This is a genomic window from Bordetella sp. N (assembly GCF_001433395.1).
Lineage (GTDB): Bacteria > Pseudomonadota > Gammaproteobacteria > Burkholderiales > Burkholderiaceae_B > Bordetella_C.
This window is the reverse complement of record NZ_CP013111.1, coordinates 6,211,221-6,235,940: the sequence shown is the minus strand read 5'-3', so window position 1 is coordinate 6,235,940 and position 24,720 is coordinate 6,211,221. Positions and strand designations below refer to the sequence as shown.

Genomic DNA, 24,720 nt, shown 5'->3' with positions numbered 1-24,720 from the left:
GCTATGGCGCAAACGATAGATCGGCGGCGTTTTCTTCGAGTGGGAGCCGCTGCTTTCGGCAGCCCGTTCCTGATGAGCGCGACGCGCGCGTATGCGGCGGACGGCGCGAAAACAACGGCACCCGCGCCCGCATTCACGGGCCCTTCGGGTCCGCCGGTCCGCGGCGGCACGCTGGTGTTCTCCGACACCGAAGCCGTGGCCAGCTGGCAGAACCAAAGACTGGGTTCGTACAGCTCCGGCATCGTCACCGGTCCGACCAATGTCTTCCTGCTGTACTTCGACCCCTACAAGAAAACCTTCGCGCCGTGGGTGGCGGAGCAATGGGGCAAGAACCCGGAGAACACGCGCTTCTGGTTCAAGATCCGCAAGGGCATCACGTTCAGCGACGGCACGGCGCTGACGCCGCAGGTCGTGGCCAGGAACTACGAACAGTTCGGCCGCGGCAATGAAAAGCTGCGCATTCCCGTCCATCCGCAAATCGCGCGGGGCTTCGAGCGCGTTGAAGTGGATGGCGATGTCGTGACCATCGTGCTGAACAAACCCAATCAGCAATTCCTGCGCGACGTGACACGCGTCAATTCCGCTCTGTTGGCCGAAAAGACGCTGGCGCTCACGCTGGAAGAAGCCGGGCTGCCCCAGAATCGCATCGGCGCGGGGCCTTTCGTTCTTGAGTCTTACGTGCCCGGCCAGGGCGCCACGTTCGTGCGTCGCACCGGCTATGCCTGGGCGCCGGGCGGTTCGCCCAATCAGGGCGAGGCCTATCTCGACAAGATCGTGTGGCAGGTGTTGCCCGAGGTCGGGCTGCGCACCGGCGCGTTGCTGTCCAAGCAGGTGGACGTGGCGCGCGGCATCCAGCCCGCGGACGAAGGCACGATACTGGAGAGCGGCTATCAGTTGCTGGCCTACGCGCCGCCGCTGGGCAGCTCCAACTTCGCTGCCTTGCGGGTGAACAATGAATTCACCAAGGACCTGCGCGTGCGCCAGGCCCTGGTGCATGGCATCGATAGAGTGGCCTTGTCGCGCGACGCACTGACACCGCGGTATCCGCCGCCAATCTCCATCCTCAACGCCAACAATCCGAACGCCATCGATCTGTCGCACGAGTTCGCCTACGATCCCGGCAAGTCACGCGATCTGCTGGAGCAGGCTGGCTGGACGCGCGGCGCCGACGGCATCCGCGCCAAGGAGGGCAAGAAGCTGCAATTGTCGGTGCCGCAGAGCGCGCAACAGGTGGCCCTGGGACCCGCGTGGGAGTTCATCGCCCAGCAATGGCGCAAGGAACTGGGGATATTGCTCGACGTCCGCAATGACCCCGCGTATGCCGCCAAGGCCAACCAGGACGTCAATGTGCCTATCATGGTCAGCCGGACGTCCATCATTTCACTGGGCCAATTCTTCTCCGATACCGGCAATACATCCTTGCTGGCGTCCCCGCCGGAGCTCACCGCGCTCTATCAGCGTGAACTCGAGGCCGAGGACGAAGCCGAGTTCAGGAAAGTCCAGATCGAACAGCAGAAGGCGCTGCACAAGGGCGCTTACGTGATTGCCTACTTCGAGGAGGCGCAGACCTATGGTGCATCGCCCGATGTCCACCTGACGTTCCTGGCGCAAACCTATCCGGATTTCTACAACGCCTGGAAGAAGGCCTGATGACGGACCGCGCGGTTGGCGACCGCGACACCCTGGAAGCAGCTGCCCCCGCCCGGTTCGGGGCAGCGGTCGACCTGCAAGGCAGTGGCGCACAACGCCTGGCCCGATACGTGTTGTCGCGGGTCGTCCAGGCCGTGGCGGTGCTGTGGCTGGCCTATACGCTGGTCTTCGTCGCGATCTCCTTCCTGCCGGTCAATCCCATCGTCCAGCTGGCCGCGGGCGAATCCGGCATCGTCGATGCCAAGACCGTCGAGCAGATGAAGCTGTATTACGGCTTCGACCAGAACGTGGTGGCCCGCTATTTCATCCAGCTTGGGCATGTGGTGCAGGGCGAGCTGGGCTATTCGATGAGCACAGGGCAAACCGTCGTCCAGTCCATCAGCGACGCCGCGCCCCCTACCTTGCGCCTGGCGGCTATGGCCTTCTGTGCGGCCTTGCTGGTGACCACCCTCATTGTCATCACGGCGTCGCTGGGGCGCTGGCGCTGGCTGCGCGAGTTCGTCGTCCTGCTACCGCCGCTGTTCGCCGCCGCGCCCGTGTTCTGGGTGGGCATCGTGGTGCTGACGGTGCTGTCATTTCGGCTGCACCTGATCTCGATATTCCCGGACGGCAGTTTCCTGTCGATACTGGTGCCGGCCATCGTCCTGGCCTTGCCATTGTCCGCGGCCTTCTCGCAGGTGCTGCTCAAGAGCGTGGAGACCGTCTACGCCAGCGAGTTCATCGACGTCGTCCGCGCCAAAGGCGCCGGCCGCTACTGGGTGTTCTTTCGCCACGTAGTTCGCAATGCAGCGGCGCCGGGTTTGACGGTGGCCGGGCACATCCTTGGCACCCTGGTCGGCGGGACCGTCGTTACCGAGACGGTGTTCGCCCGCGCGGGTGTGGGGCGGGCCTTGCAGACCGCCGTCACGCAGCACGATTCCTCGCTGGTGCAAGGCTTCATCCTGATCATCGCGGCGGTGTATGTGGTGGTGAACCTGCTTATCGACCTGCTCTACCCGGTACTCGATCCGAGAATCCTGCTCACGCCGGGCGCGGCGCGGGCCTGAGGGAAAGTCCATGCCATTCCTTACGCGGAGCCTTCCCGCCAGACGCATCCAGTTTTCGGCACTGACCGCCGCGGATGCCTTGAGCGCCCTGGCCTTGATCCTGTTGGCCATCGTCGTGCTGTGGACCCTGCTGCCCGGCTGGTTCACCACGGCCGATCCTTTGGTAGGCAACGCGGCGGAGAAATTCCTGCCACCGAGTCTGCAGCACTGGTTCGGCACCGATCGGGCCGGCCGCGATACGTTCACACGGGTCGTGCACGGCACCCACAATACGGTGTATGGCGCGATCATCGGCACCGCCATCGGGCTCACCGTCGGCACCACCATTGGCGTCATTGCCGGCGTGGCACGGGGGGCGGTGGACGCCGTGCTGATGCGTATCGTGGACGTGCTGCTGGCCTTCCCGGGTTTCCTGATTGCCCTGTGCGTCGTGTCCGCCTTCGGGCCCGGGACCGAGAAGATCGCCATCGGCGTGGGGATAGGCGCCATCGCACCCTTCGCGCGCGTGGCGCGCGGCGAGGCACTGCGCGTCGTGCAGCTGGACTTCGTCGACGCGGCGCGCATGTCGGGCGCCAGGCCCGCGGCCGTTTTCTTCCGGCACATCCTGCTGAACTCGGCGGGTCCGATCATCGCCCTGATTCCCACCGAACTGGGCTCCACGATCCTGAGCATCGCCAGCCTGGGCTTCCTCGGCTATGGCGCGCCACCGCCGCAACCGGAATGGGGCACCTTGCTATCCGAAGGACGTGACTATCTGGCCCGGGCATGGTGGCTGACCACCCTGCCAGGCATCGTCGTGCTCTGCACCGTACTGGCCGTGTCCCGCGTCAGCCGGCTCTTGCAACGCAGGTTCCGGATCTGAGCATTTCACCGTAAGGCGACGCCATTGTTAGAGATCGAAAACCTGACCATCCGGTACCGCAGCAACGCGCAACCCGCCGTTGACGATGCGCGGCTGTCCATCGCCGGCGGCGAGATCGTCGCCGTCATCGGCGAATCCGGTTCCGGCAAGTCGACGTTGAGCAAGGCGGTCATCGGCCTGTTGCCCAAGACCGCGCGCATCGCGGGCGGCAGCATAAGGCTGGCGGGGCAGGACATCACCACGCTGTCCGAACGCGAGCTGGTCGGATTGCGTGGGCGTGTCGTGGGGCTGGTGCCCCAGGATCCGGCCACGTCCCTGAATCCGGTACAGACCATAGGCGCCCAGGTCGCCGAGGTGTTCAAGCTGCAGGCGTCGAAGCGCCAATGGACACGCGCGCAGCTACGTGAAGAAGCCGCGGCGCTGCTGGAACTGGTGGGCATCGACAACCCCGAACAACGCTTGCTTCAGTACCCGCATGAGCTTTCCGGCGGGATGAAGCAACGCGTGCTGATCGCGATTGCCTTCGGCTTGCGGCCCAAGCTGCTGATCGCGGACGAGCCGACCAGCGCGCTCGATGTCACGGTACAAAAGCAGGTGCTGGAAGTCTTCGATCGATTGGCCAGGAAGACTGGCGTGGCCGTGCTGTTCGTCACCCACAATCTGGCGGTTGCCTGCGACCACGCGCAGCGCGCCATCGTGATGCGCAACGGGCAGATACTGGAAAGCGGGGCGATCGAGGACCTGGTATTCAAGCCCAGGCATCAGTACACCCGGGATCTGGTCGGCTCGGCGTTCAAGCTGCGCGCCATCGCGCAACGGGCGGAACCGGCAGCTTCCCCGCCCGCGCTGGAAGTCGTCGGCTTGAGCAAGATCTATGCGCACGGTTCGGGCCAGCAGTTCAAGGCGGTGGATATGGTGTCCTTCTCCGTGGCCGCGGGCAGCACCTTCGCGCTGGTGGGCGAATCCGGGTCGGGCAAGTCGACCATCGCGCGTCTTGTATTGGGTCTGGCCCGGCCGAACGCCGGCAGCGTACGCGTGGCGGGCCGGGAGGCGACGAATCTCGCGGGGGCGGCGCAGCGGGAGATCTGGCGGCACATACAACTGGTGCATCAGAATCCCCAGGTATCGCTGGACCCGCGCCTGACCATCGAGCAGATCATAGGCGAGCCCTTGCAGGCTTTCGACATCGACAATCGGGCGCGCCGGCCCCAGTTGGTCGCGGAGCTGCTGGATCAGGTTGGACTGCCGCGCTCCGTGGCCGGACGCCGGCCGCGTGAACTATCCGGCGGCCAGCAGCAGCGCGTGGCCATCGCGCGCGCCCTGGCGCCGCGGCCGCGCATCGTGGTGTTGGACGAAGCCTTGTCGGCACTGGACGTGGTGACGCAGGGCCGCATCATCGACCTGCTGGCGCGCCTGCAGCAAGACTTGAAATTGACCTATCTGTTCATCTCGCATGACCTGGAACTGGTGCGGTCCCTGTCGGATTCCGTGGCCGTATTGCGGCAGGGACGCCTGATCGAGACGGGGCCGACTCGGCGGGTCTTCGATCAACCGCAGCATCCCTACACGCGCGTCCTGCTCGACGCCACGCCGGGCAAGCGCCTGCGTGAGCATGAGACATTCCTGGCGGCTGCATCGGCAGCGGCCACCGTTCAATGAATACCGGAGAGGTTCGTGACCCACGCGGCAGCCAGCGCCACCCGTTCGCATCGTTCATCTGGTCCCCAGCGCCCGCTGTTTCTCAGCGTCGCCGTCAACAGTACCGGTTCGGCCGGCAAGTCCTGGAAGTGGCCGGACACGGATTGGACCCGTTTCAACCGCTACGATCACTACTTGCGGTCCGCGCAGCTGGCGCACGAGGGCGGCTTCGATATCGTTTTCGTGTCCGATCATCCGGCCCTGCAGCGTGACAACACCAGCCGTCCCTTGCACAGCTTCGATCCCACCGTGCTGTTCTCGGCGATCGCGGCGCAGGTGCCGGATATCGGCTTCCTGTTGACGGCCTCTTCTTCGTATAACTCGCCCTACAACCTGGCGCGGCGGCTGGCCACCTTGGACAATATCTCCGGTGGCCGGGTGATCTGGAACGTGGTGTCCAGCTTCAATCCGGACATCGCGGCGAATTTCAGCGCGGCGCCGCTGCCGCCGCGGGCCGAACGCTATCGGCGCGCCGATGAGTTCGTGCAGGTGGTGAAGAAGCTGTGGTTGAGCTGGGACACGCCGGCGGGTGAAGCGCCGGCGGAAAGGCTGTGGGATGACGGCAGCGCCCGCAAGATCGACCACCACGGCGAGTTCTTCGATGTGACCGGGCCGTTGAATGTGCCCGCGGGGCCGCAGGGGCATCCCGTCATCTCGCAGGCCGGCGCGTCGGATGCCGGCATAGACCTGGCCGCCAAACATGCGGACATCGTGTATGCGTCGCTGTTCAACAAGCAGGCCGCGTTCGACTATAAGGCGGCGTTGAAGGAGCGGGCGGTGGCGCATGATCGCGATCCGGACGGTATCCGCCTGATGCCGGGGCTGGTCGTCGTGCTCGGCGAAACGCGCGAGGATGCTTATCGCAAGCATGAAGCCCTGCATGGCGAGGGTGGCGAGGATGCCTTGATCAGGGACTTCCTGAAACGGGTGGCCATCCCGGCGATCGCGGCCCTGGACCCCGACACCGTCATCGACCCGGCCTTGTTCAGCTACACGCAGGACCAGGCCCGGCCCGTGGGGTTCTCACGCTCATTCGAAGAGCTGACGCGCGCGGAGCCGTTGACCCCACGCCAGCTGGTCCGCCTTGTGGATGGCGGCCACCGCCTGGCGGTCGGCACGCCCAAGGACGTCGCCGACACCATCATCGATTGGTGGCGCAGCGGCGCCGTCGACGGTTTCAACATTCACATCCCTGTCCTTCCTGACGGCATCTCCGAGTTCAACCGCAGCGTCATCCCCCTGCTCCGCGCCGCGGGAACCATCCCCACGGAGTACAAGGGCGGGACGATCAGGGAACGACTGGGATTGCCCGAGCCGCGCAGGTAGCGGCGCAGAGCTCAGGCCAGGGCCAGCCCAACCCGGATTCTGCAAAGCCTTGCGTCGGTTACTATTTCTGCACGCCGCGTCGGCTCATACACATTGCCACTCCCGTACGGTGGCCAGGAAATATGACTTGCAGGGTCTTGATCATCGGTGGGTACGGGAATTTCGGCGGGTATATCGCGCGGAATCTGGCGGGGGATTCGCGCATTCAATTGCTGATCGCGGGGCGGTCGGCGCGCAAGGCCGAGGACTTTGTTGCCGGGCTGAAGGCGGCGAATGTGGCTGCAGCGAATGTGGCTGTGGCGAATCCAGCTGAGGCGCATGCACTGGATATCGATGTCGATTTGCCCGCGGGCCTGCGGCGGCTGGCGCCGGATGTGGTCATCCATACCAGCGGACCTTTTCAGTCGCAGGACTATCACGTCGCACAGGCATGTATCGCCCAGGGCTGCCATTACGCCGACCTGGCCGACGCCCGGGATTTCGTGGCCAACATCGGACAACTGGACGCGCAGGCGCGTGCCAATGACGTGCTCGTCGTCGGCGGCGCCAGCTCCGTGCCCTGCCTGACGGCGGCCGTGATCGATGACGAATTGCCGGCCTTCGCGCGCCTGGATAGCGTCGACTACGGCATCACCACCGCGCAACAGACCAACCGCGGCCTGGCCACCACGGCCGCGGTGCTCAGTTATATCGGCAAACCATTGCGCGTGTTGCGGGACGGGAAAATGACCACCGTCCACGGCTGGGAGGACACCCACGCCGAAACTTATCCACAGCTCGGGTCGCGTCTGTTCGGCAACTGCGACATTCCCGACCTGGCGCTATTCCCGCAACGCTATCCCTCGCTCAAGTCCATGCGCTTCGCCGCCGGCCATGAATTGAAGGTACTGCACTATGGCACCCGGCTGGGCGGCGCGCTAGTGCGCCTGGGCCTGATCGGATCGCTGGACAAGTACGCCGACACGCTTCTGCGCATCGCCTTCCTGTTCAACCGTTTCGGCAGCGGCTGCAGCGGCTTCCACATGATCCTGGACGGCATCGGCCACGACGGCGCGCCGCTGCGACGGCGCTTCATGATCGTCGCGCGCGCCGGCCATGGCGCCTACATCCCCTGCATCCCCGCCATCCTGCTTGCCCGCCGCTGGTCCGGCAACGAGATCCCGCAACGAGGCGCCCAGCCTTGCGTGGACCTGATCGACCTGGACAGTTATCTGAATGCGCTGGTCGGCCTGGATATCCAGATCATTCGGGAGCCCACCCATGCCTGACGTATCGAAAGCCGCCTACAGCTACCGTCAGGACGCGGCGGTACCGACCTTCGATGACACCAAGCCCCTATTCGTCTTCGACGGCGTCTGCGTGCTGTGTTCCGGCGGCGCCAGCTGGCTGATGAAATACGACAAACGGGCGCGCGTGAATTTCGCGCCCGCGCAGGAGCCGCTGGGCCAGGCCCTCTACGCGCACTACGGCGTCATCATGGACGAGAGCTATCTGCTGATCGCCAATGGCCGCGCCTACACCGCCACAAGCGGATACCTTGAACTGTGCAAGATCCTGGGCGGCCCCTGGCATCTGTTCCGCGCAACGGCCATCCTGCCCGAAGGCCTGCGCGATCGCCTCTACGCCCTGGTCGCCCGCAACCGCTACCGCTGGTTCGGCAAGGCCGAATACTGTGCGTTGCTGACGGACGAACAGCGTGGCCGCTTGCTGTAGAGCTGCGCGCTGCTAGCGATATCCCCGCGCCTGCAAATCGAACAGATGCGCATAGCGCCCCTGCAAAGCCATCAAGGCCGCATGATCGCCCCGCTCCAGGATGCGCCCGCGCTCCAGGACCAGAATCTCATCGGCATTCCTGACGCTGGAAAAGCGATGCGAGATCAGTAGCGTCATGCGGCCCTGTGCATGCCTGCGGAAATGTTCGAAGACCTCCGCCTCGGCCGCCGCATCCAGCGCCGCGGTCGGCTCATCCAAGACCAGAATGTCGGCGTCACGACGCATGTAGGCACGTGACAGGGCAATCTTCTGCCACTGCCCGCCGGACAACTCCTGACCGCCGGCAAACCAGCGCCCCAGCTGGGTCGCATAGCCATGTTCCAGCCGCTCGATGAACTCCGCCGCCGCGCCCTGCCCGGCCGCTTCGCGCCAACGCGCCTCTTCGTTGAAGGCCTGCACGTCGCCGACACCAAGGTTCTCGCTGACGGGCAATTGATAACGGATGAAGTCCTGGAAGATGACGCCGATACGACGGCGCAGGGCATCCTCCTGCCAATCGTTGACGTCGCTGCCGTCCAGCAGGATGCGGCCCTCGTCAGGACGATACAGGCGCGTCAACAGCTTGATCATCGTAGTCTTGCCCGAACCATTCTCGCCCACCAGCGCCAGGCTGCGGCCGGGCGCCAGATGCAGGTCGATGCCACGCAAAGCAGGTTCGCTGGAGCCGGGATAGGTGAAACCCACGTTCTCACAGCGCAAGCCATCGCCGGGCCTGACACCTTCCACCAATGTCCCGGTCTGCCGCGTCACGGGATAAGCCAGGTACTCGTGCAGATTGGACAGGTACAAGCCGTCCTCGTACAAACCGCTGATCGCCGTCAAGCCGGAACTGATCGCCGATTGGCCCTGCCGGAACAAGGCGAGATACATGGTCATCTGACCCAGGGTGGTCATGCCCCGCACGGTATCGATCGCCACCCATGCGTACGCGCCGTAAAACGCGGCCGTGCCGAACAGCCCCAGCAGAAAACCCCAGCCGTCCCGGCGCAGGGTCAGGCGCCTGTCCTCGGCATACAGGCGCGCATAGGTATCCCGGTAGCGCTTGAGCAGCAAGGGTGCGAAGCCGAATATCTTCACTTCCTTGATGTTCTGCTCGTGCGACAGCAGGCTTTCTATGTAGTTCTGCTGGCGGCTCTCCGGCGCGCGCCGGCTGAACAGACGAAACGCGTTGCCCGAAAAATGGGTCTCCGACGCGAACACCGGCAGCGCGCCCGCGACCAGCAGCAGCAACACCCAGGGCGAAAAATGCAGCAGCAGCACCGCGAAACTGGCCAGCAGGATCAGGTTCTGCACCAGCCCCAGCGATTTCATGATCAGCGACAGCGGTCGCGTGGACGCATCGCGGCGGATACGCACCAGGCGGTCGTAGAACTCGGAGTCCTCGAACTGGACCAGCGACAGCTGCTGCGCTTTTTCCAAAATGAGCAGATTCACCTTCTGCCCCAGCTGCACCCGCAGCAGCGATTGCTGCACCGACAGCGCGCGCTGCATCGCGGCCAGCAGGATCAGTATGCCCGCCTCCAGAAGGACCCAGCGCAGCATGGGCCATAGCGGCGGGTCGCCACCCTGCCCGCGGAGCTGGATCGCGGCGACCACCGCGTCGACGATGTGCTGCCCGACCCAGGCGGCACAGGCGGGCAACGCGCCCGCGGCGATGGTGGCGGCGATCAAGCCCAGGAACAGGCCCCGGGAGGTGCTCCAGACCAGGCTGATCGCCTGCAAGGCCTGGGTGGAGAAGAAGGCAAGACGTTTCATTGAGTTTCGGGCTGACTGCGAGCGTTACGCGATCCGGCAGGGCCGCTGCTGACAAACGCCCAGTGTAGTAGGCTAAGACCCTGTTTGCCCGATCGCGCCCCGGTAGTCCCCCCCAGCAAGGAGCTATCGACGCGCGCCCTCGCCAACACCGGAACCGCTAGTGACCAAGACCACATCCCCTACCCCCACCATCGGCCTGGGCAGCGCTGCCCGCGAGCTCTATTCCGCCCTCTGGCGCCACGCGAAGGGCGCCCGTTTGAATCTCTTGGGCGCCGCGGGACTGCTCTCGGGCGCGCAGCTGCTAAGGCTGACCATGCCCTGGCTCGCGTCCCACGCCATCAACGCCTTGCAGCAGGGCGACATGGGCACCGCCGGCCTCTGGATCGTCTACCTGGTCCTGATTTATCTGTCGTCCTGGTTCCTGCATGGCCCCGGCCGCATCCTGGAACGCAATGTGGCCGTGAAGGTGCGCACGCGGCTGGCCGACCAGCTGTATGCCCGCATCGCGTCCGCGCCGCTGGCCTGGCGTGACGGCAGGCACTCCGGCGAATTGCAGCACCGCGTGGTGCAGTCCAGCCGCGCGCTGTCCGACTTCGCGCAGAACCAGTTCGGCTACCTTCAAAGCATCTTCAACTTCGTCGGCCCCCTGGTCGCCCTGGCCTTGCTGTCCACCGCCAGCGGCGCGATCGCCATCAGCGGCTACGTCATCATCGCCATCATCATCCTCCGTTTCGACCGCACACTGATGCAGCTCGCGCGCGCCGAGAACGACGAGGAGCGCCGCTACGCGGCCGCGCTGCTGGACTTCGTCGGCAACGCCGGCACCATCATCGGCCTGCGCCTGCAGGCAGCGTCCCGCAAACTGCTGGGCCGCCGCATCGACGCCATCATGGTGCCCTTGCGGCGGTCGGTCACGGTCAACGAAGGCAAGTGGTTCGCCGTCGACATCATGGGCATGGGGCTGACCTGGATCCTGGTGGTGGAATACGTGTTGCAGAACCGTCAGCCCGGCCAGGCAATTCTGCTGGGTACCGTCTTCATGATCTACCAGTACGCGCAACAGGCGGCCCAGGTCGTCGGCGCCATGGCATCGAACTTCCAGAGCTTCGCGCGCATGCATACCGACTACGGCAGCTCGGAGCCGATCTGGCAGGCGCCCAGCGCCCCCGATGCGCCCGTACCGGCCATCATTCCCGACGCGCCCTGGCAGACCCTGGAGCTGCGCGGCGCCACCTGGCGCTATGCCGACGACGCGCGCGGCGGTTTGCATGGGGTGGACCTGCGCCTGCAACGAGGCGCACGGGTGGCGCTGATCGGCCCCAGCGGCGGCGGCAAGAGCACGCTGCTGCGGACGCTGGCAGGCCTGTACCCGCCGCAGCAGGGGGAGTTGCTGCGTGATGGGCAGGTGGTGGACTGGGGGCAATTGCGCACCCTGGCGACCCTGATCCCTCAGGAAGCCGAGGTATTCGAAGCCAGCGTGGAAGAGAACCTGACCTTCGGCGAGCCGGCCGAAGCGGCGGCGCTGGCGTCCGCGGTGCACACGGGTGTGTTCGACGAAGTGCTGGAACGTATGCCGGCGGGATTGGCCAGCGCCCTGAATGAGCGGGGCGGCAATCTGTCGGGCGGGCAAAGGCAGCGCCTGGCCCTGTCACGCGGCGTGCTGGCCGCGCAGGGAAGCACGGTGCTGCTGCTGGATGAGCCCACCAGCGCGCTGGATCCGACGGCCGAGGGGCGCGTCTTCGACCGCATGGACGCCGCGTTCCCCAACGCCTGCATCATCGCGTCGGTGCACCGTCCCAGCCTGCTGGCCCGCTTCGATACCGTGGTGGTGCTCGAAGCAGGCCGCGTCGTGGACGCCGGCCCCCGCGATGAGGTCCTGGCCCGACGCGGAGCTTAGAAACGCGCCGCGCCGCGCTATCGCAGGCACAGCGGAGCCGGCTTTGCCGGTCCGCCAGTGCCGCCCCCTTGAGGGGGACGCGCAGAGCGCGTGGGGGTGGGTCCTTTCTCCGGTCCGCCAGTGCCGCCCCCTGGGGGGCCGCGCTCCGCGCGGTACGGGGGGGCCCTATCTGCCTACCTTATTCAAGGGCAATCCGGCGGCGGCCCAGGCTTCCTGGCCACCGCGGTACCAGTAGGCCTTGTAGCCGCCCGCGCCCGTACGCAGGGCAGCGTTGTACGAAGAGCGGTCGTTGATGCCGGTGCCGAAGAAAACCACCGGCAGCTTCTTGTCGCCCTTGGTCTTCGACCCCAGCCATTCCAGCAATTGATCCTGGAACGAGTCCGTCAAGCTGCCGTCGCGGCCGGCGTCGGGCACCTGGATGGCCCCTGGAATGGTCTGATCAAGCTTGCTGGTGTCGATCAGCAGGACATCGTCGCTGGACTTCAGGAACGAGGCCAACTCCGCGGTGGTCACCACCTGGGCGCGCAGGTTCCGGGTCGGCGTCGGGCCTTTATAAGGCGCGGGATACAGCACAAGCCCCGCCGGCACGCCAAAATCCTTGGCTTCGTCGACACTACCCGCGGACGCGGACGGCGAACGGCTGGGCGCCGCGTTCGCGTCATCACCCGCACGGGTATTGGAACCGCCGGTGTTCGATGCGCCGGCATTTGATGCACCGCCACCAGGCGCGCCGGTTTTCTGAGGAACGACCCAACCATCGACCGTCTTCATTTCGATGTCGGAAACCATGTTCACCAGATAGCCCAGCAGGTTGTAGCACATGGTGATGCTCGCATCCTGACGGCTGTACCACGCGTTCAACTGATCGCAATCGCGGTAGACGACGGTCAGCGGACGGGGCAGCGCATAGGTCTTGGCCAGGTCTTCCACGCTACCGCGCAGGCCTTCCTCGAACGCCGCGCGGAAGAAGTTGCCGACACGGTACTTGGACGGCTCGAAGCGCACGGTGATCTTGGCGCCCGGCGCGTTCGCCGGCAGCGTGCCTTCCGGATGCCAGGGGCCGACACGCGTGTACGGCGCCAGGATGGTCCGCCAGGCACGGTTCTGCTTGGTGTATTCCTCGGTGCAGCGGCTCAAGGTGCGGTCGTCGATGCCGGTGCCTTTGGCGATGTTGCCGAAGACCTTGGGATTACCGCCATAGATCACGCAGAAGAAATTGCGGAAGCGCTTCAGGTCGGCCGTGTGCTCGTCCTGCCAGGGCGTTTCGCCGTTGCCTTTCGCCTCGTTGATCTTGCCGCTGTAATACCACTGCAGCGCGCCGTAGATCGCGGTCTCGCGACCGATCGCGTCGATGTCGGCACTGTCGGCCTTATAGATCGTGGGATCGACCAGATGCAGGGCAGAATAGATATCCACCGCGTCTTCTTCCGGGCCGGTCGACGGCAAGTCCAGTTCGTTGATCAGCGCGTGGCCGAACTCATGGATGAAGACCGACTGCGCGATACCCAGATAAGCGGCCACACGGCGGATGGTGGTGCCGTCGAACTGCGGAATGGGACCCACGCCGTCGAACTTTTGTTCCATGGGGTTGAGCGCGACACCAGGAGGATCGCCAGCCGGCTTGCCCCTGCCTGCACCGCCGCCGCCCTGTTGGGCGCCGCCGCCCTGCTGCGAACCACCGGCCTGCGCGCCACCGCCCTGCGCGCCGCCCGACGAACCGCCGGAGGACGCCTGGCTGGCCGCCTGCTTGGCCTGCGCCAACGTCATGGTCTTGACGTCGCCGACACCGAACATGCCGGTGTTGTAGGCCATCACGCCCACCTGGTCGATGGCCAGCGTGCTCGGTTCAACGCTGCCGAACTGCTTGCCGTTCAGGAAGAAGGTCGCGCCATCGCTGGATTCGACCAGCTGCAGGAAGTCATTACCGCCCAGCTTGGCCACTTTCTGCTGGCTGGCGATCTTGATGTTGCTGCCCTTGACGACGCAGAACAGATTCGCGTCGGCAACCGCCGTGATTTCCATCAGGCACAGGTCGCCCGTGCTCGTATTGCGGGCGAGCAGGCCGATGGAGGCCGACGGCGTCTTGGAATCGACGGCCACGCTGGCGCCGAGATAACGGCCGGCGCTGCCCGCGACACCGGGCTTCAGCATCAGCGTCTGCTCGGATTCCTTCTCGGCATCGTTTTGCAGGACGAACCAGCGGCCCGAGTCCCGGCCCTGCCAGCCTTTGAGCAGCTTGCTCTCCGCGCCCCGCAAGGGCCCGAGTGGATCGGCGTCCGCCGCGAAAGCCTGGTTCGCGCACAGGACAGTCAGCCCGAACGCCAGCGTCAGTGCCGTGCCACGAGTCATACGACGGGCGATTCGTCCCGCGCCCCCGCCCAAGTCATTCCAGTTCATCGAAATACTCCTCGGCCTGTCGGCCGGCGAAGACGCTCACAAAGCGCCCTGTAATCAAATCGTTTTGTTCAAACTGCTGGCAGAAATGCTTTATTGATCAGCGCGCTCGTTCAGCGCATCAACAACGGCCTGGTCGTTGGGATAACGGCGCCGCAGTTCCTGTTCTTGCTTACGTGCATCGTCGCAGTGCAAATCCGCCATGGCCTTGGCGATTTCCTTGGCCCGAGCGTCGTCGTAGGGCTCTTCCCCAGCCCAATGCTCACACTCCTCCTGCTGGTGCAGAAAGGCTTGCACATCGTCGGGAAGCTTGGTCGCGGCCTGCGCCGCGGTAATGCCGGCACCGGCGGTAAATAACAACGCCACGACCGGGGCGAGAGTGCTTGCGGGGGCCAAGCGCCATCGGTTAAGAAATTTCTGCATGATGGGCCGGATTTATAACATCGCGACAGAAACAAGTTTGTCTACATTTGCAGCACGCTGGTAACGCATGCTTATATTAGTAACTGTAATTGACAAACCGCTTAGCGGCATACGCCTTCAGGGGCGAATTCGATTAATCCGCCTATCAACGCGAATATAAATATTTGTTACAGCTCAATCGCGCCAAATCCTGTCCTGAACCGGCCCCTCCCGGCGTGCTGCTATCGTGCCTATATTCCGTGCGGGACTTTAATGGGTCCTTGATTTAATCGATTTCCCAGGATTTTCAGATGTTCAATAACACCTTGTCCCGAGCCGCGCTGGCATTTGTTTTCGTCGGGATAATCTCCGGTTGTTCCTCGGGCCCCAAAGAGCCCTCCCGGCATAGCAGCATCCAATGCGCCATCAGCAAAAGCAGCTGCATGTATGACGGCCCTTATGACGACGGCGAAAGTGACTACGCCGAAGAAGAAGCGGCCAAGCTGAACAGGCAGCAGCAGGGCAAGCTGCGCGGCCAATAGGTCGTGCGGAGCGATATCGAGCGATAGGACCGTGGCGGGCAGGCGCCGGCGCGAAAACGCCGCGATACTCGCCCGCTCTAGGCGGCGTCGACGGACAGCGGCTGGCCCGCGTCGATCGCGCGCAGCAGACGCCCCAGGTGGCCGCTGCTGGAAAAGCCCAGTTCCGCGCTGACGCGGGCGGGGGTCTCGCCCAGGGCGATACGCTGACGGGCGGCCTGCGCCAGCAGCGTGCGCCGCAAGGCGACCGGGGTGAGCCCGTAGGCGTCCAGGCAGGCCCTTTGCAGGGTGCGCGTGGATATCCCCAGCATATTGGCCGAATCGGCAACCGAAGCCAGCGGCCTGCCCTCTTCAAGCTGTTGGCGCAACCCGCTGATCCAGCGCTGCGCCGGCCCCAGTGGTTCGCCGGGCAGGGGCTCGGCCGGCCGGCTGCCGGCCAGCTGGGCGATCAAGGCCGCGATCAGTGCCGGCGCGGCGCCAGGCGACAGCGCCGGTTTCCACAGCACATCCAGCATGGCCTGCGCGGCCCCATCCAGGAGCAGGACGCCACGCGCGCCGCAGCTGCGCAACAGCTCCGGGGCGAGGTATAGCTCGCCGTGCTGCTGCGCGACGCTTTCCGCGCGCGTGCTGTGTTCGATGTAGGACGGCAGCAGCAGCGCCTGGCCCCGCACCAGGCGGCCACGCCGGCGCGCGCCGGCCTCGTCGCGCCAGGCACTGTCGAGCACGCCGGCACGCGGCCACAGCAGCATGGCGCAGTCATGCTCATGCCAATTGAAGGCATAACGCGGTTGACGGCTGGCCGCCAGGGCAAAGCCGGTCTGGGCGATCAGGTCCTGTTTCGACGAAAGCGGGGCGGGACGAGTCATGAAATCAAGGCCGAAGGCGACAGCGCGCCCGGACGGCGGATAGAGCAATGGGGCGAGTATCGGCGCGCGCGGTCATTCGTGCAAGGCCATGCGGCTGTCGCGTTTTGGATGAAACCCTGTCGCCCCCCGGTTCGCTAGTGGAAGAGCCCGTCTCTACGATGCATCGCATCAAACCACCAAAAACGCCAAACCAAGGGGAAGTGCATGTTACGCACACTGTCCATCGCTCTGATCCAGGGCCTCATCCTATCGGCGGCCCCGGCCGCGAGCTTTGCCGATTCGGCCTGGCCGGACAAGCCGGTCACCCTGATCGTGCCCTTCCCGGCCGGCGGCGGCACCGATCTGGTGCTGCGCACGCTGCAACCGGCCCTGAGCAAACAATTGGGCCAGACCATCATCATCCAGAATGCCGGCGGCGCCGGCGGCACGGTCGGATCGGGTCAGGCCGCGCGCGCCGCGCCTGACGGCTACACCGCGCTTGCCGTCACCACCAGCACCACGGCGCTCAGCGCCAGCCTCTACAAGAACCTGCCCTATCGCCCGGCGCAGGATTTCGCCTATGCCGGCTTCATCGGCACCTCGCCCTATGTGCTGGCTGCTCATCCGTCGCTGAAGGCCACCACGCTGCCGGGCCTGGTCGCGGCCTTGAAGGCCCGGGGCCATGGCAGCTATGCGTCGGTGGGCGCCGGCACCGTGTCGCACCTGCTCGGCGAAATGTTCGCGAAAGACGAGAAGCTGGACCTGACCCACATTCCCTATCGCGGGGCGGCGCCTGCCTACACGGATCTGGTCGGCGGCCAGGTCGACATCATGTTCGACAACCCGGTCGGCCTTGCGCCGTTCGTACAAAGCGGCAAGATCGTGGCCGTGGCGACGACCGCCGCCACGCCCATCCTGCCCGGCGTACCCACCTTTGCCGCTCAGGGCATGCCGGCCTACACGCAGTCGCTCTGGTATGGCCTGGCCTTTCCGAAAGGCACGCCGCCCGCCATCGTGGCGAAGATGAACGCCGCCCTGAACACCACGCTGCGCGATCCCGCCATCGCCGCGGATCTGGCCTCGAAAGGGGTCGACGTGCGCCCGGATAGCGCGGATGCGCTGACCCAGGCCGTGAGCCACGACATCGCCTTCTGGGGCGAACTCATCAAGAACATCGGAGTCCAGTTTGACTGACCTTACCCCCCGCCGCCCTCCTGAACCGCCGGTGGGCGAAGCGGCGATGCTGCGCGTATTCGTCGATCCGGCCGCCGGCCCGCGCGGCGGCAACCCGGTGCCGCTGGTGCTGGACGCCCGCGGCATGCAGGCCGCGGACATGCAGGCCCTGGCCGCGCACTACGGCCATGAGTCCGCCTTCGTGCTGCCGGCCGATGCGCCGGATCACCTGTGCCGGCTGCGCTTTTTCGTGCCTGGCCATGAAATGGAGATGTGCGGCCATGCCACGGTCGGAACACTATGGGCCCTGCGGCAATGGGGCCGCTGGACCACGCCGCATGCTCGGGTGCAGACACTGAGCGGCAGCGTCGACATCGAATGGGATGAAGCGCGCGGCTGGGCCTGGATCTCCCAACCCGAAGTGACGACTTCCCCGCTGAGCGCCGAACAAGGGCGTGCCATCGCCAAGGCGCTGCGCATCGAATCCACGCTGTGCGCCATCAATGCCAGCACCAGCCGCGTCAAGACCTTGATACGCATGCCCAGCGTGGCCGCCCTGGATGCGCTGGCGCCGGACTTCGATGCGATGCGCGGCCTGTGCGAAGCCATCGATTCGACCGGCCTGTATCCCTATGCGGTGGCCGGCCATGACGTGTACGCGCGCCAGTTCCCCAAGGCATCCGGGTATCCGGAGGACGCCGCCACCGGCATCGCCGCGGCCGCGCTGTGGGGCTATCTTGCCAACGTGCGCGTGGTACCGACGGACCGTGTGTGTACCGTGCGCCAAGGCGTGGCGATGGGTTCGCCATCGGCCATCCAGCTGCGCGGGCGCAAGGATGCGCCGGGCTGCTGGTTGAGCGGCGAGACACGCTGGATCCCTTGACGCTTCGTCGCGCCACGGGATTGCACGTGGCGCCCGTGCGCCGGCCTGGCGCCTAGAACCGCCAGCGCACGTCTATCAGGCCGGCGTTCTGCTGATTGCCCGCGCCGAATTCCCCTGCATAGGTAAGCCCCACGGTCGCGTTGCGCGTGAGTTTCACATCGGCGCCCAGTTCGACCACCGTCGCGTTGCGCGCGATCGGTGCGCCGGCCACGGTGAAGGATGGGCCGCCGGCAAACGCCAGCGTCGCGCGCGGATTGACATCACCAAAGGCGCGCCGCCAGCCGACCGCGCCGCGCAAGGTGCCCTGCATCTGGCCGGCCTCGAAAGCGGTCTGGGCACGCAGACCCAAGGTCGTCGTGGTCGTATCGTCACGCTTGGCGGCGCCGCTCAGCGCGGTGTCACCGCCCGACTCGGCGAAGCCGCGCGTGCGCAGGTCGTTCCAGGCCGCGCCCAGGAAAGGCTCCAGCGTGATGCGTTCCGTCATGGGCAGGGCGTAGCCCAGCTCGGTGAAGACCTGGCCCGTGCTGGCGCCGTACTTCGCCTTCAGGTCGTCGTCGAATCCGCCCGTGTTCACGTCGCGCCGACTGCGGATGTCATGCCAGGTATAGGCCGCGCCCGCCATGACCTTCAGCTTGCCGGGCCCCGCAGCGAAGGCCTTGCCGCCGTACAGCACCGCGCTATAGCTGTCGATGTCCGTCTTCGCGTTGGAGTCGGCCAGGCTGCCGTGGCTGCCGGTATAGCCCAGGGCGCCGCCCATCCGCCAGCCTGATCGCCCCAGCGCCCGGTCGCCGCCGACGAACAGGCCGCCGTCGGACTGCTTCAGCTTGGACGCATTGCCGTCGCCGTCCACAGTGCGCCAGTTGCCGAAGACCTGCGCCCAGACCGGTTGCGCCGCCGATGCCGGCAAGGCGGAAGCATCGCTCTGCCCCAACTGCGCGGTCGCGGCGCCGGGCAGGCTGCCCGCATCCAGATTGCGCCGCAGGAAGGAGAACGGCAGGCTGCGCACGGTGCCGCCCACGCCTTGCAGCATGGACGTGGTGCTGGCGAAGGACTCGCCGGCCAGCTGCGTGAAGACTCCCGCGGGTTGGCCTTCGGCCAGATTCAATACGCGGCCGTAGACCGTGCTGCTCGTCGGCATGTCCTGCACCGCGTTCGCCACGGCGCGTTGATTGCGGGTTTGCGCAAGATCGGCGAAGCGGATTGGACGCGTCGGCGTCGTGCCACCGCCGCCCGGCGTCACGGGATCAGTGGGTGTGACCGGATCGGTCGGTGTCGTTGGCGTGGTCGGTGTCCCGGGATCGACCGGCACATCCTTCAGCCTGACGTCCAGCGTGACGCTGTTCGTGTCCTGGGACAGGCTCGTGTTCAAGTAGGCCAACTGACTGGTGACGGCCGAGAAACCGCCCGTGATGCCCTGGTCCGCGGTGACGATGACGTAGCTGCTGTCGGCGGCATAGGTGCCCCCAGTACCCACATGCACCACGGAGCCAGCCAGGTTGGCCGTTCCCAGCACGTGCAGCTTGTTGCTGGCGCCCGTGACGGGGTCGGTGGTCACCTGATACGTCGCGCCGCTAACGAGGGTGGCATCGCCGGTCACCGTAAGCGTGCCCGTGGGCATCGCCGCGTTGCCCGGCGCCAGGGAGGCGCCGTTCTGGACCGCGAGCATTCCGATAGTACCGGTGCCCGTCAGCGTCGCGCCCGAACTCACGTTTACCGACCCCGGCAGCGTTGCATCCACCTGCAAGCTGCCGGCCGCCACGCCCCATGGCCCGGTGAACGTCGTCGCGCCCGTCACGATCCACGCCCCGCTGTCTACCTTCCTGACCTGCGCGAATCCGCTATAGGCCGTGGTGGCGCTACCGGTCGCGGCCTCCAGGCGCGATGCATCGAACGTCCGCGCCGCGTCCGGGACACCGGTGGTGGCGCCGCCCAGCTGCAGCGTGCTGATGCCGCTCGTGCTGACGACATCGCCCAGGAAGGCATAGCCGGGCCGCAGGGTCAGCGTATTGCCGCCGCCAGTGAAGGTGATGGCATTGGCGTACCGGACGTAGGGCGCGGAGACGAGTCCGCCCGCAATGGTGCCGCTGTTGATGATGGTCAGGTTGCTGCCCACGATGCCGGCGCCGGCGTCGCCCGATGAGAACAACGCCGCGCTACCGTAACCCTGCGCGCCACCGCTGCCCATGCCGCCAGCCGCGACGGCCTGCGGGCCGACGGAACGGACGAAACTGTTGGCGCCCCCGGTAATGGTCCCGGCGTTGGTGATCGTGCTGTTGGATGCCTGGATGGCCGCGCCCGCGACACCGACGCCCGTCGTGGCACCGCCGATGACACGGCCGCTCGGACCGACGGTCAGCGTCATGCTGTCATAAGCGACGATGCCGGCACCGCCGTTGCCGGCATACAGGCCCGACATCCCGCTATCCCCGCCGGCCCCGCCTGTCACCGAGCCCGTCACCGTCACCCCGGTGTTGGCGCCCAATGTGATGAGCCCGGCGCCACCGCCGCCGCCGCCACCAACGGCAGTACCCAGGTTCAGCGCCGATCCGTCGTTGCCGCCGGCGCCGCCGGTCACGATGGAAGAGATCAGCACGTTGACGTACGGCCCCACAATCAAGCCGGCGCCGCCACCGCCCCCCCCGCCGCTGCCCAGGCCGGCTGGCACGGCCGCCGCAGGGGAGTAACCGGCCGAGCCGCCCGCGCCCCCAGTCACATCGGCAGTGACATTGAATGCGGCGAAATCCGGGAAATTCAGGTTGATCAGGCGCGCGCCATCCCCTCCCCCGCCGCCGCCGCCCGCATTGCCGCCCGTGGCGGAACCCCCTACGCCCCCTGCGCCGCCGGTCAACGGCGTAACGATGTCGCCGCCGCGAATATTGCTATAGCCACCACCACCACCAGACCCGCTGTCCGAGCCAGAGGTCGCTGAATATCCAGTCCCGCCGTCCAACACGGACTCGTTGCCCCCCGCCGCCACTTGCCCTGTATTGCTTGGCTGCGAGACAGTGCCCCTGCCCAGGACAGGATCAGTGGCGATCAACAACGCCCCAGCGTCACCGCCCGCGCCGCCAGCAGGAAGGCTGGTGATGGCGCCCCCGGCGCCGCCCGTGGACGTCACCTGCGCCCAGGCCTGCCCGGGCAAGCCGAGCGTCGCCAGCGCCAGCGCCGCCGCGCTGGTGGTCAATACAAATCGGTCAGACGATATCCGTCCTTGAATGGCAGGCTTGCACATGGAGGCTTTCCCCAGATAGCGCTAGAAGCCTGCACCCTATCAACCGATTGTTGTGCCAATCTTTGAATTCGGGGAAAACGCGGCCTATTCGCCGCGCACGTTGCGCGCGAGCCAGGTTTCCACCAATGCGGCCAACTCAAGGTTGTTGCGGTCCATCATCAGGAAATGGCTGTTGCCGCGTATGCCCTGCGTGGGCAGGTCGACGATGCTGGCCTTGCCTGTCGTCAGGCCGGGCTCCAGGTAGGCCTGCAGCCGCTGCCGTATGCCGGGCCACAGCGGGTGGCGATCGAGAAAATCGCCATAGAGCGCCAGCAGGGGAATGTCGCGCAGACTGTCCCCCTTGTCCGCCAGCCCGGTGCCCGCCGGTTCAAGCAGGACCAGCCCCGCGAACAGTTCCGGATGGCGCTCCGCCAGCTGCAAGGCCTGGGTGCCGCCGGAAGAAAAAGCGAACACCACGGCAGGCCCGGTCTGCTCCAGCAATTGTTGATAGGCCTTTTGCGCCGCGGCGCCCGTGTGCGTCCAGCGCGGCACGATCTGCTGCACGAAACGATCGAAGGCTTCAAGCGGAAACTGGGTGCCCGGCAAGGCGCGACGCTGGGCGGGATCCTCGTGATACCCGTCCGGCTCGCCGAACCGGAAGGATTCGAACGCGCGCTGCCGGGTCATGAAAATCGGCGCGTCTTCGAAGATCTCCGGAAACATGGCCCAGCCGGAGCGCCCGCGTTCGACGGGGTCCGTGTTGTACACCGTGCGGCCCTGCCGCAAAAAGAAGTCCACCCAGCCCGGACGGCCATCGGGTGTCGTCTCGAAGTTGACGCCGGTCATCCCGCCACCCGGCCAGAACACCAGGGGTACTGCATGCGCATCGGACGGCACGAAGAACTGCACGTACATCTGCTCGACCGCGAAGCCGCCATTCGGATCGAAGGTCTCGATCCAATCCTTGGAGTAGCGCACCTGCCGCGGCGGCAGGTCATCGACCTGCGCGACGCGGCCGCCGATATGGAAGGAACCGAAACGTTCAAGCGAAAGCGCGCCCATGCCATCTACCTCTAGTCGTTCAGTGTTGCTCACCGGCACCGGCGGTCGCTGTGTCCAGGTTCTGTTGGCTGGTTTCACGCAGCAGCAGCGCCGACACGAGCACGACAGCGTAGCAGACGCAGGTGATCGAGGCCATGGCGATGCCCAGGCTCATGTGTTCGGTCATCTTGCCGACCAGGGCCGGGAAGAAAGACGCCACGATGCCGCCAAAGCAATAGCAGAAACCCACGCCGGCGCCCCGCGCATATTGCGGGTACAGCTCGCTGAACCATGCCCCCATCGACGCCGGCACGCCGGCGGCGAAGAAGCCCAGGGGAAAGCCCAGTATCAGCATGCTGCTGTTGCTCAGCGGCGCATACATGTACACGAAGACCGTGATCAGGCAGCACAAGGAAAAAGCGACCACGGCATTGCGCCGGCCCAGCTTGTCCATCAGAAACGCGCAGACCGCGCATCCGCACCAGAAAGCCACGATGATCACCGCCAGGAAGCCGCTGGCATTGCTGATGGACAGATGGCGTTCCGATTGCAGATAAGCGGGCAGCCAGGTCATGAGCGCGTAGTAGCCACCGCGGGCGCCCACGCCGAATGCCGCGCCGATCAGCGTGGTCATCAGCAAAGGCTTGGTGAAGATGACGAAGGGAGACGCTCCCAGCGCGCTTTCTTCTTTACGTGCGATCCGCGGAGGCTCGGGAATATGCCGGCGCACATACAACACCAGGAAGGCCGGCAACACGCCGATGCCGAACAGGATGCGCCACGCGATCTGCGGTTCGAAATACAGGAAGATCAAGGTATAGAGCAATACCGCCGCGCCCCAGCCTACCGCCCAGGCGCTTTGCACCAGGCCCAGCGCGCGGCCGCGTACCGCCGTCGGCAGCACTTCGGCCATCAAGGCGGCGCCCACGGCCCATTCGCCGCCGAAGCCCAGGCCCTGCAGGGCCTTGAAGACAAGCAGCTGCTCGAAGTTCTGCGCCACCGCCGTCAGCAACGTGAAGGCGGAGAACCACAGGATGGTGATCTGGAGCATGCGCACGCGGCCCCAACGATCACCGCCCCACCCGCCCAGCCAGCCGCCCAGCGACAGCGAAAACAGCGAGATACCCCCGGCAAAGCCCGCCTCCGCCTTGCTGATGCCCCACGTCGTGATCAGCGCGGGGATGGCCTGCGAAAACATCTGCAGGTCCAACGCGTCCAGGGCCCACCCGCCGAAGCAGGCCCAGAACGTGATGCGCTGCGCCTTGGTGAGGGTCGAAAACCAGCGAAACATACTGCCTCCTTGCTTTTGTCTTCCGGCCGCCCTTGCGTGGGTCGATAAGCCGGCGGCCCTTCGTGCGGGCCTGTCTTCCTATGGGGACTACATCGATCGAAATGGAATAGCGTGTTGGGGCTATGCCAAAGAATTTTTTCCCGCGCGCCTGCATCGCTCACGCGCCGGCAGAAATCGGCCAGCAACCTTGCCGGCGCCGGCGCTTCAGGATGTTGCGAATGAGGCCAGTCGGATCCCCACACCAGGCGATCCGCGGAGAACGCGTGCAAGACCGCATCCAGCAATGACTGCGTCTGCGCACCGCCGTCCGGTCCGGGGCCAACGCGATAAGCCGCCGATACCTTCACCCACACGGATCCCGTCGCGGCGGTACTGAGCAGATACTGAAAACCCGGGTCGTGCGCGCCCAAGCCCAGATCGGGCCGGCCGAAATGATCGACCACGATCTGGCAGCCCCGCGCCAGCAAGGGCTCCATCAGTTGTTGCAGGCGGCCCGCTTCGCAATGCAGCTCCACGTGCCAGGCGTTGGTTCGCACGAATTCCAGCAAGGGGTCCCAGCGCGCATGGGCCAGGTCCGGCAGCAGCTTGCCCAACAGGTTCAGGCGTATGCCTACCGCGCCATCCCGGGCCATGGCCTGCAGTTCGGACAGCGCGATCTCCGGCTCGACCACCACCACGGCACGCATCCAGTCGCGCGCTTCGCGCACCGCCTGCAGCAGGAAAGTATTGTCCGTCCCCAGGAAGCTGGGCTGGACCAGCACGGCGCGGGTGGCGCCCAGTGCCTTCAACACATTTAGATAGTCGGCCAGCGGCGCGTCGACATCCGGCGAATAGCGGCGGCCGTCTACCATCGGCAAGTTGGCGCGATAGATATGGGCGTGGCTGTCGACGACCTTCTGCTGCGTTTGATTCATGGGTAATGCGATGTCTCTGG

The 24,720-nt window shown here is 65.8% G+C and carries 19 protein-coding genes; 11 read left to right on the top strand and 8 right to left on the bottom strand.

The genetic code is table 11. The annotated features are described in order from the left end of the window. Window positions 1–3: 3 nt before the first annotated feature. The 7 genes from ASB57_RS26920 (at window position 4) to ASB57_RS26890 (ending at window position 8,295) form a co-directional block, all read left to right on the top strand. A complete protein-coding gene (locus tag ASB57_RS26920) occupies window positions 4–1,650 on the top strand; it encodes an ABC transporter substrate-binding protein (RefSeq protein ID WP_082621858.1) in 1,647 nt (548 codons plus the stop codon). After that, on the top strand, window positions 1,650–2,696 hold the full coding sequence (locus tag ASB57_RS26915) for an ABC transporter permease (RefSeq protein ID WP_197424845.1): 1,047 nt from the start codon (window positions 1,650–1,652) through the stop codon (window positions 2,694–2,696). Before ASB57_RS26920 ends, ASB57_RS26915 begins: the two co-directional genes overlap by 1 nt. A 10-nt stretch (window positions 2,697–2,706) precedes the next feature. Then, window positions 2,707–3,558 (top strand): ABC transporter permease, encoded by an 852-nt coding sequence (locus ASB57_RS26910; protein ID WP_057654950.1) that lies wholly within the window; start codon window positions 2,707–2,709, stop codon window positions 3,556–3,558. A gap of 24 nt (window positions 3,559–3,582) precedes the next feature. After that, window positions 3,583–5,217, top strand: coding sequence for an ABC transporter ATP-binding protein (locus tag ASB57_RS26905; protein WP_057654949.1), 1,635 nt, complete (start codon window positions 3,583–3,585; stop codon window positions 5,215–5,217). A gap of 15 nt (window positions 5,218–5,232) precedes the next feature. Beyond that, window positions 5,233–6,582 (top strand): NtaA/DmoA family FMN-dependent monooxygenase, encoded by a 1,350-nt coding sequence (locus tag ASB57_RS26900; RefSeq protein ID WP_057654948.1) that lies wholly within the window; start codon window positions 5,233–5,235, stop codon window positions 6,580–6,582. A gap of 122 nt (window positions 6,583–6,704) precedes the next feature. Continuing rightward, the gene (locus ASB57_RS26895) at window positions 6,705–7,850 is read left to right on the top strand and encodes a saccharopine dehydrogenase family protein (protein ID WP_057654947.1); all 1,146 of its coding nucleotides are present in this window, start codon (window positions 6,705–6,707) and stop codon (window positions 7,848–7,850) included. Continuing rightward, window positions 7,843–8,295: a thiol-disulfide oxidoreductase DCC family protein gene (locus tag ASB57_RS26890; RefSeq protein WP_057654946.1), complete on the top strand. Its 453-nt coding sequence runs from the start codon at window positions 7,843–7,845 to the stop codon at window positions 8,293–8,295. Before ASB57_RS26895 ends, ASB57_RS26890 begins: the two co-directional genes overlap by 8 nt. Before the next feature lie 12 nt (window positions 8,296–8,307). Here ASB57_RS26890 and ASB57_RS26885 read toward each other — a convergent pair whose 3' ends face one another. After that, window positions 8,308–10,110 carry an ABC transporter ATP-binding protein gene (locus ASB57_RS26885; protein WP_057654945.1) on the bottom strand — a complete coding sequence of 601 codons (1,803 nt, stop codon included), beginning with the start codon at window positions 10,108–10,110 and terminating at the stop codon, window positions 8,308–8,310. Between the two features lie 160 nt (window positions 10,111–10,270). Here ASB57_RS26885 and ASB57_RS26880 point away from each other — a divergent pair, with 160 nt between their 5' ends. Next, window positions 10,271–12,007, top strand: a complete 1,737-nt coding sequence (locus ASB57_RS26880) for an ABC transporter ATP-binding protein (RefSeq protein ID WP_231755268.1) — start codon at window positions 10,271–10,273, stop codon at window positions 12,005–12,007. 165 nt (window positions 12,008–12,172) lie between these two features. Here the strand turns inward: ASB57_RS26880 and ASB57_RS26875 are convergent, their stop codons facing one another. Continuing rightward, window positions 12,173–14,404: a DUF4344 domain-containing metallopeptidase gene (locus tag ASB57_RS26875; RefSeq protein ID WP_082621857.1), complete on the bottom strand. Its 2,232-nt coding sequence runs from the start codon at window positions 14,402–14,404 to the stop codon at window positions 12,173–12,175. Window positions 14,405–14,494: 90 nt separating this feature from the next. Then, window positions 14,495–14,824 carry a hypothetical protein gene (locus ASB57_RS26870; protein WP_156414281.1) on the bottom strand — a complete coding sequence of 110 codons (330 nt, stop codon included), beginning with the start codon at window positions 14,822–14,824 and terminating at the stop codon, window positions 14,495–14,497. 290 nt (window positions 14,825–15,114) lie between these two features. Between ASB57_RS26870 and ASB57_RS26865 the strand changes: the two genes are divergently transcribed. After that, a complete protein-coding gene (locus tag ASB57_RS26865) occupies window positions 15,115–15,345 on the top strand; it encodes a hypothetical protein (protein ID WP_057654942.1) in 231 nt (76 codons plus the stop codon). A gap of 77 nt (window positions 15,346–15,422) precedes the next feature. On the opposite strand, the gene ASB57_RS26860 is transcribed toward ASB57_RS26865, so the two are convergent. Continuing rightward, the gene (locus ASB57_RS26860; RefSeq protein ID WP_082622084.1) at window positions 15,423–16,208 is read right to left on the bottom strand and encodes a helix-turn-helix transcriptional regulator; all 786 of its coding nucleotides are present in this window, start codon (window positions 16,206–16,208) and stop codon (window positions 15,423–15,425) included. A 204-nt stretch (window positions 16,209–16,412) separates the two neighbouring features. Here ASB57_RS26860 and ASB57_RS26855 point away from each other — a divergent pair, with 204 nt between their 5' ends. After that, window positions 16,413–17,381, top strand: coding sequence for a tripartite tricarboxylate transporter substrate binding protein (locus tag ASB57_RS26855; RefSeq protein WP_057654940.1), 969 nt, complete (start codon window positions 16,413–16,415; stop codon window positions 17,379–17,381). Next, the gene (locus ASB57_RS26850) at window positions 17,374–18,243 is read left to right on the top strand and encodes a PhzF family phenazine biosynthesis protein (RefSeq protein ID WP_082621856.1); all 870 of its coding nucleotides are present in this window, start codon (window positions 17,374–17,376) and stop codon (window positions 18,241–18,243) included. Before ASB57_RS26855 ends, ASB57_RS26850 begins: the two co-directional genes overlap by 8 nt. A gap of 52 nt (window positions 18,244–18,295) precedes the next feature. On the opposite strand, the gene ASB57_RS31825 is transcribed toward ASB57_RS26850, so the two are convergent. The 4 genes from ASB57_RS31825 to ASB57_RS31670 form a co-directional block, all read right to left on the bottom strand. Next, the gene (locus tag ASB57_RS31825) at window positions 18,296–21,427 is read right to left on the bottom strand and encodes an autotransporter outer membrane beta-barrel domain-containing protein (RefSeq protein ID WP_057654939.1); all 3,132 of its coding nucleotides are present in this window, start codon (window positions 21,425–21,427) and stop codon (window positions 18,296–18,298) included. A 132-nt stretch (window positions 21,428–21,559) separates the two neighbouring features. Beyond that, window positions 21,560–22,516 carry a hypothetical protein gene (locus ASB57_RS26840; protein ID WP_057654938.1) on the bottom strand — a complete coding sequence of 319 codons (957 nt, stop codon included), beginning with the start codon at window positions 22,514–22,516 and terminating at the stop codon, window positions 21,560–21,562. A 19-nt stretch (window positions 22,517–22,535) separates the two neighbouring features. Further along, the gene (locus ASB57_RS26835) at window positions 22,536–23,747 is read right to left on the bottom strand and encodes an MFS transporter (RefSeq protein ID WP_231755497.1); all 1,212 of its coding nucleotides are present in this window, start codon (window positions 23,745–23,747) and stop codon (window positions 22,536–22,538) included. Then, complete coding sequence (locus ASB57_RS31670; RefSeq protein ID WP_156414279.1) at window positions 23,666–24,700, bottom strand: amidohydrolase; 1,035 nt, start codon at window positions 24,698–24,700, stop codon at window positions 23,666–23,668. Before ASB57_RS31670 ends, ASB57_RS26835 begins: the two co-directional genes overlap by 82 nt. Window positions 24,701–24,720: the final 20 nt, after the last annotated feature.

Coding starts and splice junctions, on each gene's coding strand:
- ASB57_RS26870 (WP_156414281.1), bottom strand. CDS start 14,824: ATGCAGAAATTTCTTAACCGATGGCGCTTGGCCCCCGCAAGCACTCTC.
- ASB57_RS26855 (WP_057654940.1), top strand. CDS start 16,413: ATGTTACGCACACTGTCCATCGCTCTGATCCAGGGCCTCATCCTATCG.
- ASB57_RS26840 (WP_057654938.1), bottom strand. CDS start 22,516: ATGGGCGCGCTTTCGCTTGAACGTTTCGGTTCCTTCCATATCGGCGGC.
- ASB57_RS26890 (WP_057654946.1), top strand. CDS start 7,843: ATGCCTGACGTATCGAAAGCCGCCTACAGCTACCGTCAGGACGCGGCG.
- ASB57_RS26915 (WP_197424845.1), top strand. CDS start 1,650: ATGACGGACCGCGCGGTTGGCGACCGCGACACCCTGGAAGCAGCTGCC.
- ASB57_RS26860 (WP_082622084.1), bottom strand. CDS start 16,208: ATGACTCGTCCCGCCCCGCTTTCGTCGAAACAGGACCTGATCGCCCAG.
- ASB57_RS31670 (WP_156414279.1), bottom strand. CDS start 24,700: ATGAATCAAACGCAGCAGAAGGTCGTCGACAGCCACGCCCATATCTAT.
- ASB57_RS26865 (WP_057654942.1), top strand. CDS start 15,115: ATGTTCAATAACACCTTGTCCCGAGCCGCGCTGGCATTTGTTTTCGTC.
- ASB57_RS26895 (WP_057654947.1), top strand. CDS start 6,705: ATGACTTGCAGGGTCTTGATCATCGGTGGGTACGGGAATTTCGGCGGG.
- ASB57_RS26920 (WP_082621858.1), top strand. CDS start 4: ATGGCGCAAACGATAGATCGGCGGCGTTTTCTTCGAGTGGGAGCCGCT.
- ASB57_RS26885 (WP_057654945.1), bottom strand. CDS start 10,110: ATGAAACGTCTTGCCTTCTTCTCCACCCAGGCCTTGCAGGCGATCAGC.
- ASB57_RS26910 (WP_057654950.1), top strand. CDS start 2,707: ATGCCATTCCTTACGCGGAGCCTTCCCGCCAGACGCATCCAGTTTTCG.
- ASB57_RS26875 (WP_082621857.1), bottom strand. CDS start 14,404: ATGAACTGGAATGACTTGGGCGGGGGCGCGGGACGAATCGCCCGTCGT.